Raw genomic sequence first — 14,584 nt, 5'->3', positions numbered from 1 at the left:
CGTGACTGTCGTGGTGGTGACCGACTCGTCGGCACGTCTGCCCGCCGAGCTGCTGGAGAAGTGGGGGATACGTGTCGTTCCGCTGCACATCCTGCTCGACGGCAACGATTTGCGCGACGGTGTCGACGACGTTCCCGGCGACATCTACAAGCTCGCGGCCACCACCGCCGCGGCCACTCCGGCCGAACTGGCCGACGCGTACCAGCAGGCACTGACCGACAGCGGCGCCGACGGCGTTGTGGCCGTGCATATTTCGTCGGCGTTGTCGGGCACCTGCCGGGCCGCCGAGCGCACCGCCGCCGACCTCGACCCGAACGTGCGCGTCGTCGACTCCAAGTCGGCCGCGATGGGCACCGGTTTCGTCGCGTTGGCCGCCGCGCGGGCCGCGGCCGACGGTAAAGACGTCGACGCCGTCGCGGACGCGGCGCGCGCGGCCGTGGACCGCGGACACGCCTTCATCGTGGTGCACCGGCTGGACAACCTGCGCCGCAGCGGACGCATCGGCGGGGCGAAGGCGTGGCTGGGCACCGCGCTGGCACTCAAACCGTTGTTGCGCATCGATGACGGCAAACTCGTTCTGGCCCAACGGGTCCGAACGGTCAGCCACGCGACGGAGGCGATGATCGACCGGGTCTGTCAGGTCGTCGGCGATGACGCCGCCGCCCTGGCGGTGCACCACGTCAACAACCCGGACGGCGCGCGTGAGGTGGCGACGGCGCTGGGCGAGCGGCTGCCGGCGTGCGAGCCGGCGATCATCACCGAGCTGGGACCGGTGCTCGCGCTGCATGTCGGCGCGGGCGCGGTCGCGGTGAGCGTGGCGCTCGCGGCGAATTAGGTGGCGCCCACCGGCCGTCGCGCGTTGTCACCGCGCGGGTGCACCACTTGCGGCCACCAGAACCACCGCCCGAGCAGGGTGGCGATCGAGGGCATCAGCAACGTGCGCACGACCAGCGTGTCGAGCAGCAGACCGATGCACACGGTCGAGCCGAACTGACCGAGCACCCGCAGATCGCTGCCCAGCATGGACGCCATGGTGAAGGCGAACACCAGACCGGCGGCCGTCACCACCCCGCCGGTGCCGGCCATCGACCGGATGATGCCCGTCTTGAGCCCGCCGTGGATCTCTTCGCGGAACCGGGAGACCAGTAGCAGGTTGTAGTCGGACCCGACGGCCAACAGGATGATGACCGACAGCGCCATCACGATCCAGTGGATCCTGATGCCGAACAGATCCTGCCAAATCAACACGGACAGACCGAAAGACGCCGCGATCGAGCTGGCCGCCGTGCCCACGATCACCAGCGCGGCCACCACACTTCGGGTCAGCAGCAACATGATCATGAAGATCAGCGTGAGCGCCGACACCACCGCGATCATCAGGTCGTATTTCTCGCCGTCGGCCATGTCCTTGAAGGTCGCGGCGGTTCCGCCGAGATACACCCGGGCATCCGACAGCGAGGACTGCTTCAACCCCTCCTGCGCGGCGGTGCGTTCGGCGTCGACGCGCGCGATGCCCTCCGGCGACATCGGATCGCCCTGGTGGGTGATGAAGAACCGCGCCGACTTACCGTCGGGCGACAGGAACATGCGAAGACCCGTCTGAAAGTCGGGGTTGTCAAAGGCTTCCGGCGGGAGATAGAAGAAGTCGTCGTTCTTGGAGTTGTCGAAGCTTTGCCCCATCACGATGGCGGTGTTGCTCATCGCCTCCATCTGGTCGATCATCGCCTTGAACGTCTGGTAGAGCGTCAGCGTGATGCCCCTGGTGGTCTTCAGCGTGGTGATCAGCGTGGGAAACAGCGCAGTCAGGTCGCGTGAGGCTTTGGCGGTGTGCGCGATGTCGGTCGTCAAATAGTGGAACTGCTCGGCCAGTTGGTCGAACCCGTCGAACGTGTCGAAGAGGGACCGCAGCCCGATGCACACGGGAATGTCGTAGCAGTGCTTCTCCCAATAGAAGATGCTGCGTATCGGCCGGAAGGTGTCGTCGAAATCGGCGATGTGGTCGCGCAGGTTGTCGGTGATCTGCGACGTCACGGCCGTAGTCTTTGCGCTGTCGTCGGCGGCGTTGGCCAGGTCCAGCGACACCTCGTATTGGCGCTGCGTGGTGTCGATCTGGGTTTGCAGGTCGTCGGCCATCTTGAGGATGTCGTTCATGCGTTCCTTGAGGAAGCCCATGTTCTGCATCGTCGTCTGGCTTTGCACGCTGTTCTGGAAAGGAATCGAGCTGTGCTGAATCGGAATGCCCAGTGGCCGGGTGATGTCCTGGACCATGGCGATGCCGAGCGTGCGCATCTCGTTCTTGGCCACCCGGTCCAGCACCAGCATGTCCGCCGGGTTCCGCATGTCATGGTCGGACTCGACCATCAGCAGGTCGGGATTCATCCGCGCTTCGGAGAAATGCCGGTTCGCGGCCTCTTGCCCTTGATTGGATGGGGCTGACAACGGCAGGTAATGGCGGTCGTTGTAGCTGGTGTGGAAGCTCGGCAGGGCGATCATGCCGACCAGCACTACCGCGGCGCTGACAGCCAAAACCGGTGCGGGCCAACGTACTACGGCGGTGCCCACCCGGCGCCACAGCCGACCACGCTTGGCCTGCTTCTCGAAGAGGTGGAAGCGGCTGCCGATGAAGACGACCGCGGGGCCCAGCGTGATTCCGGCCAGCACCACGACCAGCATGCCGATCGCCACGGGCGCGCCCATGGTGTTGAACCAGGGCAGCCGCGAAAAGCTCAGGCAGTAGGTCGCGCCCGCGATCGTCAGGCCAGATCCCAAGACGACCGGCGCGACGCCCTTGAAGGTGGTGTAGTACGCGGTTTCTCGATCCTCGCCGGCGGCCAGCGCCTCCTGATAGCGGCCGACAAGGAAGATGCCGTAGTCCGTTCCCGCGGCGATCGCCAGCATGGTCAGGATGTTGGCGGCGAAGGTGGTGAGCCCAAACGCGTTGTGGTACGCGAGGACCGCGACGACGCCGCGCGAACAGGCCAGTGCGACAAAGGTCATGAACAGCTGCACGAGTGTGGTCACGATGGACCGGTAGACCAGCAGCAACATGATCGCGATGGCACCCAGGGTGAACAGCGTGATCTTGGCCAGGCTGGCGTTACCGATGATGTGCATGTCGTCGGACAGCGCCGCGGGACCGGTGACGTAGGCCTTCACGCCGGGTGGCGCCTTGTTCTCGTCGATCACCTTGCGCACGGCGTCCACGGATTCGTTGGCCAGGGTCGTGCCCTGGTTACCGGCGAGGTTCACCTGAACATAGGCGGCCTTGGCGTCGGCGCTCTGCGCGCCGGCGGCGGTGAGCCGGTCGCCCCAGAAGTCCTGGATGTGCTGAATGTGCTTGGGGTCCTGGCGGAGTTGCCGAATCAGCTTGTCGTAGTACTGATGCGCGTCCGGGCCGAGCGGGTGCTGACCCTCCAGCACGATCATGACGGTGCTGTTGGAGTCGAACTCGTGGAAGTTGTGGCCCAGGCGCATCATCGCCTTCATCGACGGTGCGTCGAGCGGTGTCATCGGCGCCGAGTGCGCCTCGCCGACTTTCTCCAATGTGGGGACGATGACGTTCACCAACACGGTGATCGCGACCCAGCCAATGATGATCGGTACCGCGAAGATGCGGATCGCGTGGGGAAGGTAGGGGCGGTGGCCCCGCTCGGCCTTGGACAGGCGCCCCGTTGTGATCGGTCCGGTGTCAGCGGCGCTCAGGTCGCGCTCGGTCTCGTTGCTCGTGTTGCTCATGCGGACTTCACCAGGCAGAAGGTCTGGGCGTTATGGCCGTTGGAGTTCTGGTTGTCGCGGACGACGCCGTCCACGGTGATCTTGCAGCTGATCGTGCTGCCGTCGCTCTGCGCCATGATGTTGGCGCTCACCGACGGCAGCGTGGTCGAGATCGTGGCCGTCCAGGGCAGTGGGGCGTTGTTGACCTGATGCGTGTTGGCGTTTTCGTCCCAGTAGTTGATGTTCGCGGTCGTACCCGGGTTGCCGGAGATTTCGTAGACGACGACCTTCGGGTTGAACTGCACGATTTCGATCCCCTTGCCGGCGTTTGCGTTGAGATCTTCCGAGCCGAAGATCTTGTGCAGCCGCGACACGATCAGCGCCGAGGTCGCCAGAACGACCACCAGCAGCAGCGGGATCCACCCTTGTTTCAGTACGCGGGTCACAATGCCGGGGCGGGGACCTGAGTCCGGACTAGCCACCACCTGACCGCCTTCCGCAAAGCTCACCAACCGTCGCCGACGACACCACTGTCAACGGAACATTTGCTCAGTTAGGGATCCTAACCTTAGTGCACGCAAGCGTTCCTCCCGGGGGCCGCCAGTTGTGGCGAACGGCATACCCGCTAGTAGGACAGCCGACCGGTGACGGGGGGCAAGTCCGCCAGCGTCACGATGCCGGGCTCGGCGGCCACCACGGCCGGGACGGCGTTGGTAACTGGCATCGCGGTGTAGATCATTCCCAGTCCCATGAACCCGGGCTCCGTCCAATCCTTGGGCGGCAGGCAGTGCAGCACGGTGCGCATGTTGGGCAGCCCGAATACCTGGATGACGTGGCCGTGCTCGAGTGGTTTGGGTGGGACGACGTGGCTGCCCATCGTCCAGTTGAACCCGACGCTGACGACGTTGCGATCGCCGACCCAGCCGCGGTGGTAGCCGTAGACGCTGCCGACCGTTCCGGCGGGAATCTTCATGAAGCCCAGATCGGAGTCGCCGGTGGCCGCGGTGAACGTGACGTCGAAGGTCATCTTGTCCAGCTTCGCCCCGATCGCGTCGGCCATCATCGCGGCCGATTCGGCGAACACCTCGCTTTCCCGCCGGACGTTTTCGGCCAGCCCGGGGGTGTCGGGATCTTGCGAAAACCCCATGGCCGTCTGGGTTTCCGCCGATTCGTAGGTCGAGCAGTCGACGGACTCGGTGATCCGGATCTCGTCGACACGCTCGCACGAGGCGGACAGCACCATGCCCACCATGTTCGTCATGCCTGGGTGGGCCCCGCTGCCGAAGATCGTCGAGTTGCCCTTCTGGCAGGCGTCCTCGATGCGCTTGAGGTCCTGCGGTGTCTGCTTGCCGCCGGTGATCCACGCCGCGCTGGTGCACACGTTGACCCCCGATTCCAGCAGCCGCACCAACTCATCGACGCACGCCCACAACGGGTTATAGCAACACGCGTCGGCGCCCAGGGCCAACAGCGCGTCGATGTCGTTCGTCGCACGCACCCCGGTCGGCTCGGGCCAGCCCGCCAGATCGGCGGCGTCGACGCCCACCTTGTCCGCGCCGTGCGCGTACACCCCGGCCAGTTCGAGGTCGGGCCGCCCGATGATGGCGTGCAGCGAACGGCGACCGATGTTCCCCGTCGTCCACTGGATCACCCGCAGCGGACGGGACGGACTGGTCGTTTTCATGCGGGCTCCTTTGCCGTGCGATTGACTCATTATGTTCAACCCGGACCACGTGCACACCAGCCGGTGGTCAAAGGCCGGCCGCGCCGGCCGCCAGGAACAGGCAGCCGGCCGCGCCAAACAGAAGCGCGACTTCGCGGCGGCGCCGCGATCGAATCCAGCTGTGCAACGCCTGCATCGACCTGGCGGTTCTCTCGGGCGCCAGTGAATAGGCGAGCAGCGGAATTTCCACGAGGGCGAAGGCCACGATGTTGAACATCAACAGCGTTGCGACTTGCGTCGGGACTGCCGCGCCCGAGGCCAGTATGACCGCTAGCGCGGCGAGATAGTCGACCGACGGCAATGCGATGCTGCTACCGGCGATTCCCGCGACCGACAACGAATGCCCCCGCAGAAATCGTTGGGCCGGCGTCGCCAATCCTGCTTGGTGCGAGCCCAATCGCCCGGGGATGCCCACGGCCACGGCGACGGCGGCCGCCAGCGCCAGGAAACCGATCAAGATCTGAACCTTCGGCACGGTGAAGTAAGTGGACTCCGTCAGCGCGCGGCGAAGCAGGAACAAGACCACCAGCCCCACCGTCATTCCCATCGCGAAGGCGCCGGCCAAGAACGCGAGCAACTGCAACGCCGGCCTGGGCCGGTTCAGCATGAGCACCGTCATACCGATCCGAAAAGGTTCGACGCTGACGGCAACGGCCATTACCAGGACGGTGATCAACATGGATACGGCTGCACCCCGCAGTTGGTTGGTTCAGGCGTCCAGCCGGACAAACCGCTCCTGCCGGTACTCCTCGATACAGGCGGCGCGGCGGATCTTGCCGCTCGTCGTGGTGGGAATGGATCCGGGTGATACCAGCACCACGTCTTCGACGTTCAAGCCATGCGCGTTGGATATCGCGGCGGTGACATCGCTTCTGACGCTCGCGAGCCGGTGCGCCGTGTCCTGGGAATCGCTGCGCTCCTTGAGTTCGATGATGCTGACCAGCTTTTCGGTACCGTTGGCCGGGACCGATATCGCCGCGACCCGGCCGCGCGTGACTTCCTGGACGGTCGTCTCGATGTCCTCGGGATAGTGATTGCGCCCGTTGATGATCAGCAGATCCTTGATGCGGCCGACGATGAAAAGCTCGTCGTCGAAAAGGAAACCCTGATCGCCGGTTTTCAGCCAGGGCCCGCGGGGTGTGCCCGGCGACGGGTCCACCAGGGTGGCGCCGAAACAGGACTGTCCCTGCGGCGGTCTGCGCCAGTAGCCGTCGGCCACGTTTTCGCCATGCACCCAGATCTCGCCGACCACCCCGGGCGGGCACTCCCGGTTTGTGTCGCAGTCGACGATGCGCAGCGTCGGTGACTGCGCCACTTGGTATTTCACCAATCTCGTGCCGGTCCCGGCCGCGCACCGCCGAGCGCGTCCGGCGGAGAGCTCCCCGGCATCGAAACGAACCGCGCCGGATGATTCACTCCAGGTGCCCGCCGCCGCGAAGACGGTTGCCTCTGCCAAGCCATACGATGGACGCACCATCTCGTCGCGAAAATTGAAGTGAGCGAACCGATCAACGAATCGTTGCAAGGTGGCCGGCTCCACCCGTTCGGCGCCGCTGATGATGCCCAGCACCCCACCGAGGTCCAGCCCGGCCAGGTCGCTGTCGGAAGTTTTGCGGGCGGCTAAGTCAAAGGCGAAGTTCGGTGCCGCGGACCACGCGTGCGGGTTGCTGGCCAGGGCCTGCACCCATCGAGCCGGGTTCTCCAAAAACGAAATCGGACTGCTCAATTCGCCGCGGTAGCCACCCAGGACAGGGGCGCAGACCCCCAGCACCAGACCCATGTCGTGGTAGAAGGGCAGCCAGGAAACGATGGTGAGATCCGAGGGGGCCTTGACTTGGGCATCGGCGAAAAAGCCGCGCATCAGCTGTTCGAAATTCACCTTGAGGTTGCGGTGCGAGATCATCACCCCGGTGGGCCGCCGTGTTGAACCCGAGCTGTACTGCAAATAAGCGACGCTGGGCAGGTTGGCCGCCCGAACGTATGGTCCGCCATCGACGTCGAGATTCAGCGAATCGATCTCGACGATCTTGGGAACCGCGGCAAGGCCGGCTTTGTCAACGTATTCGGTGATGTCGTCGGCGACCGCGGACGTCGTCAGGACAACGGACGGCGACGTGTCGGCAAGCACGGCGCTGACCCGCTCATGACTTGAGCCGCGGTGCGGCAACGGGAGTGGAACCGCGACGAGCCCGGCCTGCATCGACCCCAGAAACGCCGCAATGTAGTCGAGGCTCTGGGGGGCAAGGATCACCGCGCGGTCTCCGACCGAACCATGAAGGTGAAGCTCGCGTGCCACGTTGATGGTTCTGCGCGACAACTGCGACCAGGTGAGGCTCTCGCGAACACCCGCCCAATCGCGCTCGTAGTCGGTGAAGGTGAACGCGATGTCGTCGGGACGCAAGCTGGCCCGTGCGTGCAGCATCGAGAGAATAGATGACTGGGACATAGGCATCACATCACGTCCGTACGGATAGTCGGTTTTTCTTGCTCGGAGTCAGTGGTCGGCTTCGCCTGCGCCGTGCGACAACACGGACATGGCCCCGGCCACGATCTGCGACATCGGGTCCGCGCCGCCGCCGAACGTCGCCTGGTTGGCCGGCGCGGTGACCTCGGCCGGGTCGAAGCCGTGCACCGGGTCCACCTGCACCGGGGCGGTCGCCGGGTCGTCGTTGCGTGAATAGCCCGCGTTCACCCGGGGGACCAGGATCGCATCGAGCCTGTTCAGCGTGTCTTCGTCGATCCCGATGTATTTCAGCGGCATCACCAGCGGAAGGTGCTTTTCGGGGATCATGATCGTGGTGTCTTTGGCGCCACGGGAATTGATCGTGGTCCTGATGTTTTGCGGCGGCACCATGCTCGGATTCGTGAAGGCCACCGCGGTGTGACCCGTGGCCAGGCCCAGCAGCGTGTTGGCGAGCGCGAACATGTTGTCCGGACGATCGGGAAAGTCTGCGATCGAGTCGTATGCGGCGACGAACCTGTTGGTGTCGTACTGGCTCTCGTACGGCGGCGGCATGCGGTAGTCGAGCGCGGGTACGACGCTGCCGACTCCGAACATGGCGGTCAGAAAGCTCTGACCGAAGGCGTGGCGCCCGATCGGGTCGCCGAAGGTGGCGAAGTTCAGCGTGTTCGGTGGGGGAGCGGTGGGATCGTTCGCCAGTCGGGCCTGCTCACCGTCGACCACGAAGGCGCCCTCCGAAAGGCCGATCGCTGTGCCGGGGCGCCCGGTGGTGCGAATCGCCGCATCGAGATTATCAATCCCCTGGTCGACCGATTCGCCAACGCTCGGGCCGTCCATTCCCAGGCCGGGGAAGGTTTCATCGAGCTTGCCGATGCCCGGGAAGAGTCGCTCGAGCACGTGTCCCTGAACCTGCCCCGCTGGATATCGAACGATTTGGCGTTGCTGGCCGGGAAACCAGTCCGCGCCCTCCATACGGATGTATTGGTCGTAGGGGATGCCCAGCACATGCGCGCCACCAAGAGCGTAGGCGGTCTGGTCGCCCGGCGCGCCCGGGGTCGGCGGTCCGCCGATGGGCTCGCCGTCGGCCGCTGCCGTCCCGATGCCGAAATACCCTGCGGTACTAACAGTTAACAGCGCCGCAACTTCTGCGAGTAGTTGCTTCATCCCTACTCCTGACCCGTCGGCTTCTCTAGTCTCACATACGTCATGGGTGCGTGCTAATTGGGTTCCGGCTCGGGGTGCCCGACGGATGTTCGCGACGATGCCCGCCGCAGCGGTCGCCGGACGGGCATTCGTGACGGCCACCAGTTGGCCCGGCCGGCGAGCACAGCGATGGCGGGAACGGTGACGGTGCGCACCAGGAAAGTGTCCAGCAGAATACCCACGCCGATCACCACACCGCCCTGGACCACGGTGCCGATGCTGGAGAACAGCAGGCCGCACATCGAGGCCGCGAAGATCAGACCCGCGGCGGTGATCACTCCGCCCGTCGAACTCAGGGTGCGGATGATGCCGTAACGCATGCTGTGCGGCGACTCGTCACGCATCCGCGAGACGAGCAGCATGTTGTAGTCGGCGCCTACGGCGACCAACACCACGAAGGCAAGTGGCGGCACGCTCCAATGCAATTGCTGGCCGAGTAGGAATTGGAATACCAGAACGCCGATGCCCACCGCCGACAAATACGAAATGACCACGGTGGCAACCAGATACAGCGGTGCGACAATCGCGCGCAGCAGTGCCATCAACGTCAGTAGCACCACCAGCAGGGTGACCGCGATGATGAATTTGATGTCGTGCTGATAGTAGTCCCGGGTGTCCTTGAGGCCCACGGTGTATCCGGCCATCGACACCTCCGCGTCCGCCAATGCGGTATTGGGTTGGGCGCCCCGGGCCGTCGCGGTGATGGCGGTGACCTGATCCATCGCTTCCGTGCTGAACGGACTGAGTTTGCTTTGTACCAGGTACCGCACCGAGTGGCCGTCCGGCGAAATGAACACCTTGGCGGCCTGCTGGAACTGCGGCAGGTGCAGCAGCTGCGCCGGGATGTTGAATCCCGCCATCGCCGGATGGGCCGCGTCGTGCTTCAACGACAACAAAAACGCCGCCGACTCGCTGAGCCCCGCGCCCAGCTGCTTGACCTTGTCGACGAGTTGGGCCACCGCGTCGGCCACCTGCCGGCTCCCGCCGGCGAATTGGTCGGCACCGTTTTGCAGGGTGGTCAGGTTGGCCTGCAGGCCGCCGGGCCGGTCCATTCCCATCGCCCGCAGCACGTCGTTGAGCTTGGCGAGTGCGCTGCGCAGGCGGTCCGTCGACGCTTTCAGGGCCCGTTTGTCCGGATACGTCTGCAGTTGGTGGGACAGGTCATTGATCGCGTCGAGGTCCGCTTGACCGCCCGGACCCACCAATTGCTCGAACGTCGCGCGGGTGGCGCTGCACGACGAGTCGGCATCGCAGACCGGGTTGCCCTGCAGCGCCGCCAGCACCGGGCCGATCCAGGCGAACACGTTCTTGGCGGCGGTGAAGTTCCACCCCATGGCGTTGCTGAGCGCGTTGACGTGGTCGACCAGCCGGGCCGCGATGTCGACCTGGTTCACCAGCGCGTCGCCGCTGTACTGGCTCTTCGTCGACGAGAACGCATTCTCCAGTTCCCGCACGCTGGCGGCGAGCTGGTTGACCTGGCCGCGGACTTCGCCGAAGTTGTCGGCCAGCGTGCCGGCCCCTCGGGCCAGGCGGTTGAGGTCATCGGTTTGGTCGTTGATCATGGTGGACCCGCCGGCCAGCATGCTGCCGATCGCGCCGGCCTGATACGTGGCTCGGAATTGTTCCGGCACGTTCCCGGTGGGGCGGGTGATGCCGCTGACCACACTGACGTTCGGCAATTGGCTGACTCGATCGGCCAGTTGCTCCAAGTCGGCGAGGGCCTGCGGCGTGCGAAGGTCGTGCGGTGACCGGACGAGGATGTACTCCGGGATGGACTGATTCACCGGGAAATGACGCTCCAGGGCGGCATACCCGACCGAACTCGGGGCGGACGGCCGTAAGGCCTTGCGATCGTCGTAGTTGTAGCGCACCAGGCCCGCGCAGCTGGCCAGGATGATCAGCACCAGCACACTGGCGACCAGATGTGCCCTGGGCCGGCGCACAATGCGGATGCCGGAACGCCGCCACAATCCGGTGGTCAGCTCGCGGCGGGGCTTGATCCACCCTCGCGGCCCGGCGAGCACCATGATCGCCGGCAGCAACGTCACCGCGGCAAGAAAGGCCACGCCGATCCCGATCGCCGACGAGATTCCGACCGTCTTGAACACGCCCATCCGGGCGAACCCGATCAGCAGAAAGGTGATCCCGACCGTACTGGCCGACGCGGTGATCACTTTGCCGATCGAGATCAGGGCCTTCCTGACCGCCTGATCGAAATCGTCTCCCTGGCGCAGATAGTCGTGGTAGCGGCTGATCAGAAAGACGGCGTAATCGGTCCCGGCGCCGGCCATGATCGCGCTCAGGAAGACGATGGACTGGTTCGATACGCCCGAGCCCGTCAACTGCGAGTAGCCCGCCACGGCAGCCTGCGCGATCACCAGCGACAACAGGATCGTCACCAACGGCAGCACCATCGTGACCACGCTGCGGTACACCACCAGCAAGACGATGAGCACCAGAACCGCGATCGCCAGCTCGATCGGTAGTCGATCCCGCTCTCCTGCGACGGTGAGGTCGGCGACGGTCGCCGCGGGGCCGGTGAGGTTCACCGTCAAAGACGTTGGAGCCGGACCGTTTTCGTGTTTTTCCAAGGTCCGTTTGACGATGTCGGCGATCCGCTTGAACGCCGCGTACGACTGCGGGGTGCCCAACTCGCCCGCAACGCCGACCGGCAGCACCCAGGCTTTGTGGTCCTTGCTGGTCATGACCGAACGCAGGGGCGGCGCGCTGACGAAATCCTGCACCATCACCACGTCGCGGCTATCGCGGCGCAGCGCGTCCACCAGCGTGCGGTAGACGGCTTCGTCGGCGGGACCGAGACCCCTCTCATCGGTCAAGGCCACCAACAGCAGGTCATCCGAGCCCGATTCGTGAAACGCCTCGGTCATCTGGTGGGCGGCGACATTGGATGGTGCGTTGCCCGGCAAGATCGCCAGCGGATGCTTCTGGGCCAACTCACCCAGGGACGGGAAGGCCAGCGGCAGCGCGACCGCCAATGCGGCCCAGAACCCGATCACCAGCCAGGGCCAGCGCACCACAAAATTGGCTATCCGGCGCATCTCGACCTCATCCCCGGCCAGCGCGGTTGGCGGCGCCCGGCGGCGGCACCCGCCGATGCCGTAGCCGAGCCGCGCGAGTTTCCACGAGCCATCGAACTAATCCACGCTACGCAACGCGCCCCCAATGCCCGGTGTCGGCGACCCGCCCGCATATCGACCTCATCGTTTCCAGGTAGCGGGCAACCGACTTGTGAGCGACCGGATTGTCCGGGTACATCATGGCCATGGCCGTACCCTCGCCGTACCGGAACAGATAAATGGTGAGCTGATATGAATACCGGCCGTCGGAGTAGATCCCTATGTTGTTCGCGTAGCCGAGGTCGGCCGCGGCAAGAACGGCGTTGAGGGGAGCGGCGCCGGCATGGAAAAAATTCGAGACGGGAAAGTTGGGTTGCGGCCACTTCAACCAGGGCGCCAATTCCAATACCCGGTAATACGGCACCTTTGCCAATTGCTGACCGGAATCGAAGGAGGTCTGCGCCGTCCACGCGGCATCGGCGAACGAGGCCGCGGCGATGGGCACGGTGATCGGGACCAGGCCGGTAAACCAGCCCTGCGTCATGAAATTGTCCGTGGTTCTGCGGGTGTCCCGGGGGGTGAGGCCGTAATACGTGAGGGCGCCGGTGAGCTCGTGCTCTACCAGGGCGATGCAGGCGAACAAGCCACCGATGAAACGCACCCCGACGGCTGTGCAGGCCGATTCGAACCGCTCCGTCTGTTCGGCGTCCATCACGAGCTCGGAGACCATGGCGCTGGCGGTCGCCTCGGACGGGTTACCCAGTGGCAGCGGAAATTCCGGAAAGCTGCCATTGTTGTTCTCCGCGAAGTCAATCCACGCGCGCACCTCGGGCAAATCCACGGTCAACGCCGACGTGTCCTCCCGCTCGCGGGCGCAGAAATCGTCGAAGCTGCCGGCATCGGGAAGCTCGAGGGGTTCGCTGCCCGCGCTCGCCGCCGCATACATTCCGTTGGCCTCGAGCATCGTCGTGCCGATCAGAGTCGCGTCCCCGTGCACGTGATCCATGGCGGCGAAGAAAGTGAAATATTCCTCGTTTTGCACGACCCCGAACGTGAAGCAGCCCCACTCCAGCGGATTGGGTATCGCCACGACATGAGTGCGTATTTCATCGACCGTCATTTCGCCGTGGTCGATCGGCGCGAATTCGATGTCAGCGGGATTGCTGACCGTGTGCCTGACAAACTCCCCATCACCGCTGTGGTTGAACCAGCTGCGGAACGTGTCGTGGCGCCGCAAGTAGGCGTTGACGGCGTAATTCATCGCTGAGATGTCACAGCGGCCCGGCACGTCACAGGTAGCGATGATTTGACGGGAAAAATCGAGCCCCGCGGCGGTTCGCTCGTGATAATTGCGCAAATGCTGGCCCTGCATGTAGCTGACCGGAACGGAACTGGCCGGCGCTTGTCGCACCTTCTCGGCGGCCGCCGCCGTCGGGTGCCAGGAGATGACCGGTCCGGGGGCCGGTGTCCAATCACCGAGCGAGCCGATCGTGATTTTCCCGATGCGCAATTCAGTCTCCTCGGTCTGGACGGCCGCGGTTCGGCCCACCGGTCGCGGCACCAAGATAACCCTCTCCGGAGTGACCCGAGCGAGGTGCGCGCACGCGCGGGCGACAGCTCACCGACACGGCAGGCGGTGGTGAGGATGAAACGACCCCACGCCGGATGCGGGCCGGCGCCGACGGTTGACAATACTCGCGCGATCACCCGACGATACTTATGCAACGCGCCCCGGAGAAGTGCCATACTCGTTTGATCGTTATACACGTGCACAACGGGACCGGCATGCGTAGATTGGCTGACGGACCCGATCGTTTCGCCGCCGCAAATCTTTTCGGTCGGTCAGCGATGGCTGAGCCGGCGGGGCTACTTGTCTGGCTAGGAGTCGAGATGGGCCATGCGTCGGAATATCGGATCAAGGCCCTTTGAGAGCAGGCAAGTCATCGCACGCCCCGAAGGATCTGGGAAGGCAACCACGTTGTGGGACACAAGATCCCGCGCGAGGGTGGTGGGCTCGTCTGCATCCTCTGGACGCAATGCCTGCAGGCAGGTCGAGGCGGCGCCTGTGGCTGACGCAGCGACGGGGGTCTGCCCCCCGATCCCGCCGGGTGTATTGTCGTCGCCTATACCGGAAGCCTTCCTGCAGTCGATGACTGGCTGGGAGCGCGAAATTGAATGCTGCGCTTGGGAATATCTGCGGCACGGCGGGTCGGGGTGCTCTCCGAACACCGGGCTGGCTTGGTGGTGAAGTGAATTGAGCTGACGACGGTTGCTGGAGGCAGTGCACCAGCAAAATTCCGCACGCTGTCTGCTCCGGGGGTGCGCGGCGAGCGGCGAAAGATCTGGTACGGAACACCACGGCCGTGGCGCTGACACGCTGGCCCACGGCGAATGGAATCCTCGCGA

The 14,584-nt window shown here is 64.9% G+C and carries 9 protein-coding genes; 1 reads left to right on the top strand and 8 read right to left on the bottom strand.

The genetic code is table 11. From position 1 onward, the window contains the following. Nucleotide 1: 1 nt before the first annotated feature. Complete coding sequence (locus ACYQ8K_RS03135; RefSeq protein ID WP_459966959.1) at nt 2-835, top strand: DegV family protein; 834 nt, start codon at nt 2-4, stop codon at nt 833-835. Here ACYQ8K_RS03135 and ACYQ8K_RS03130 read toward each other — a convergent pair. The 8 genes from ACYQ8K_RS03130 to ACYQ8K_RS03095 form a co-directional block, all read right to left on the bottom strand. Then, nucleotides 832-3,735, bottom strand: a complete 2,904-nt coding sequence (locus ACYQ8K_RS03130; RefSeq protein WP_459966958.1) for an MMPL/RND family transporter — start codon at nt 3,733-3,735, stop codon at nt 832-834. The genes ACYQ8K_RS03135 and ACYQ8K_RS03130 overlap by 4 nt on opposite strands. Beyond that, entirely contained in the window at nt 3,732-4,199 is a 468-nt protein-coding gene (locus ACYQ8K_RS03125; protein ID WP_459967006.1) for an MmpS family transport accessory protein, read from the bottom strand. The genes ACYQ8K_RS03130 and ACYQ8K_RS03125 overlap by 4 nt, the downstream gene beginning before the upstream one ends. Nucleotides 4,200-4,339: 140 nt before the next feature. Further along, nucleotides 4,340-5,398, bottom strand: coding sequence for an NAD(P)H-dependent amine dehydrogenase family protein (locus ACYQ8K_RS03120; protein WP_459966957.1), 1,059 nt, complete (start codon nt 5,396-5,398; stop codon nt 4,340-4,342). A gap of 67 nt (nt 5,399-5,465) precedes the next feature. Further along, a complete protein-coding gene (locus ACYQ8K_RS03115; protein WP_459966956.1) occupies nt 5,466-6,116 on the bottom strand; it encodes a GAP family protein in 651 nt (216 codons plus the stop codon). A 30-nt stretch (nt 6,117-6,146) separates the two neighbouring features. Next, nucleotides 6,147-7,883 carry an AMP-binding protein gene (locus ACYQ8K_RS03110; RefSeq protein WP_459966955.1) on the bottom strand — a complete coding sequence of 579 codons (1,737 nt, stop codon included), beginning with the start codon at nt 7,881-7,883 and terminating at the stop codon, nt 6,147-6,149. A gap of 48 nt (nt 7,884-7,931) precedes the next feature. Next, nucleotides 7,932-9,062 carry an acyltransferase PE gene (gene pe, locus ACYQ8K_RS03105; protein WP_459966954.1) on the bottom strand — a complete coding sequence of 377 codons (1,131 nt, stop codon included), beginning with the start codon at nt 9,060-9,062 and terminating at the stop codon, nt 7,932-7,934. A 53-nt stretch (nt 9,063-9,115) separates the two neighbouring features. Beyond that, nucleotides 9,116-12,160, bottom strand: coding sequence for an MMPL/RND family transporter (locus ACYQ8K_RS03100; protein WP_459966953.1), 3,045 nt, complete (start codon nt 12,158-12,160; stop codon nt 9,116-9,118). A 106-nt stretch (nt 12,161-12,266) separates the two neighbouring features. Beyond that, a complete protein-coding gene (locus tag ACYQ8K_RS03095; RefSeq protein WP_459967005.1) occupies nt 12,267-13,688 on the bottom strand; it encodes a condensation domain-containing protein in 1,422 nt (473 codons plus the stop codon). Nucleotides 13,689-14,584 lie beyond the last annotated feature (896 nt).

This window comes from Mycobacterium sp. MUNTM1 (assembly GCF_054660795.1).
Note: the sequence above shows the minus strand (reverse complement) of the source record. Positions and strands in the feature narration are given on the sequence as shown.

Bases quoted from the DNA above. Each gene is read 5' to 3' on its own strand.
- ACYQ8K_RS03130 (WP_459966958.1), bottom strand. From the start codon at position 3,735: ATGAGCAACACGAGCAACGAGACCGAGCGCGACCTGAGCGCCGCTGAC.
- pe (WP_459966954.1), bottom strand. From the start codon at position 9,062: ATGAAGCAACTACTCGCAGAAGTTGCGGCGCTGTTAACTGTTAGTACC.
- ACYQ8K_RS03100 (WP_459966953.1), bottom strand. From the start codon at position 12,160: ATGCGCCGGATAGCCAATTTTGTGGTGCGCTGGCCCTGGCTGGTGATC.
- ACYQ8K_RS03115 (WP_459966956.1), bottom strand. From the start codon at position 6,116: ATGTTGATCACCGTCCTGGTAATGGCCGTTGCCGTCAGCGTCGAACCT.
- ACYQ8K_RS03120 (WP_459966957.1), bottom strand. From the start codon at position 5,398: ATGAAAACGACCAGTCCGTCCCGTCCGCTGCGGGTGATCCAGTGGACG.
- ACYQ8K_RS03110 (WP_459966955.1), bottom strand. From the start codon at position 7,883: ATGTCCCAGTCATCTATTCTCTCGATGCTGCACGCACGGGCCAGCTTG.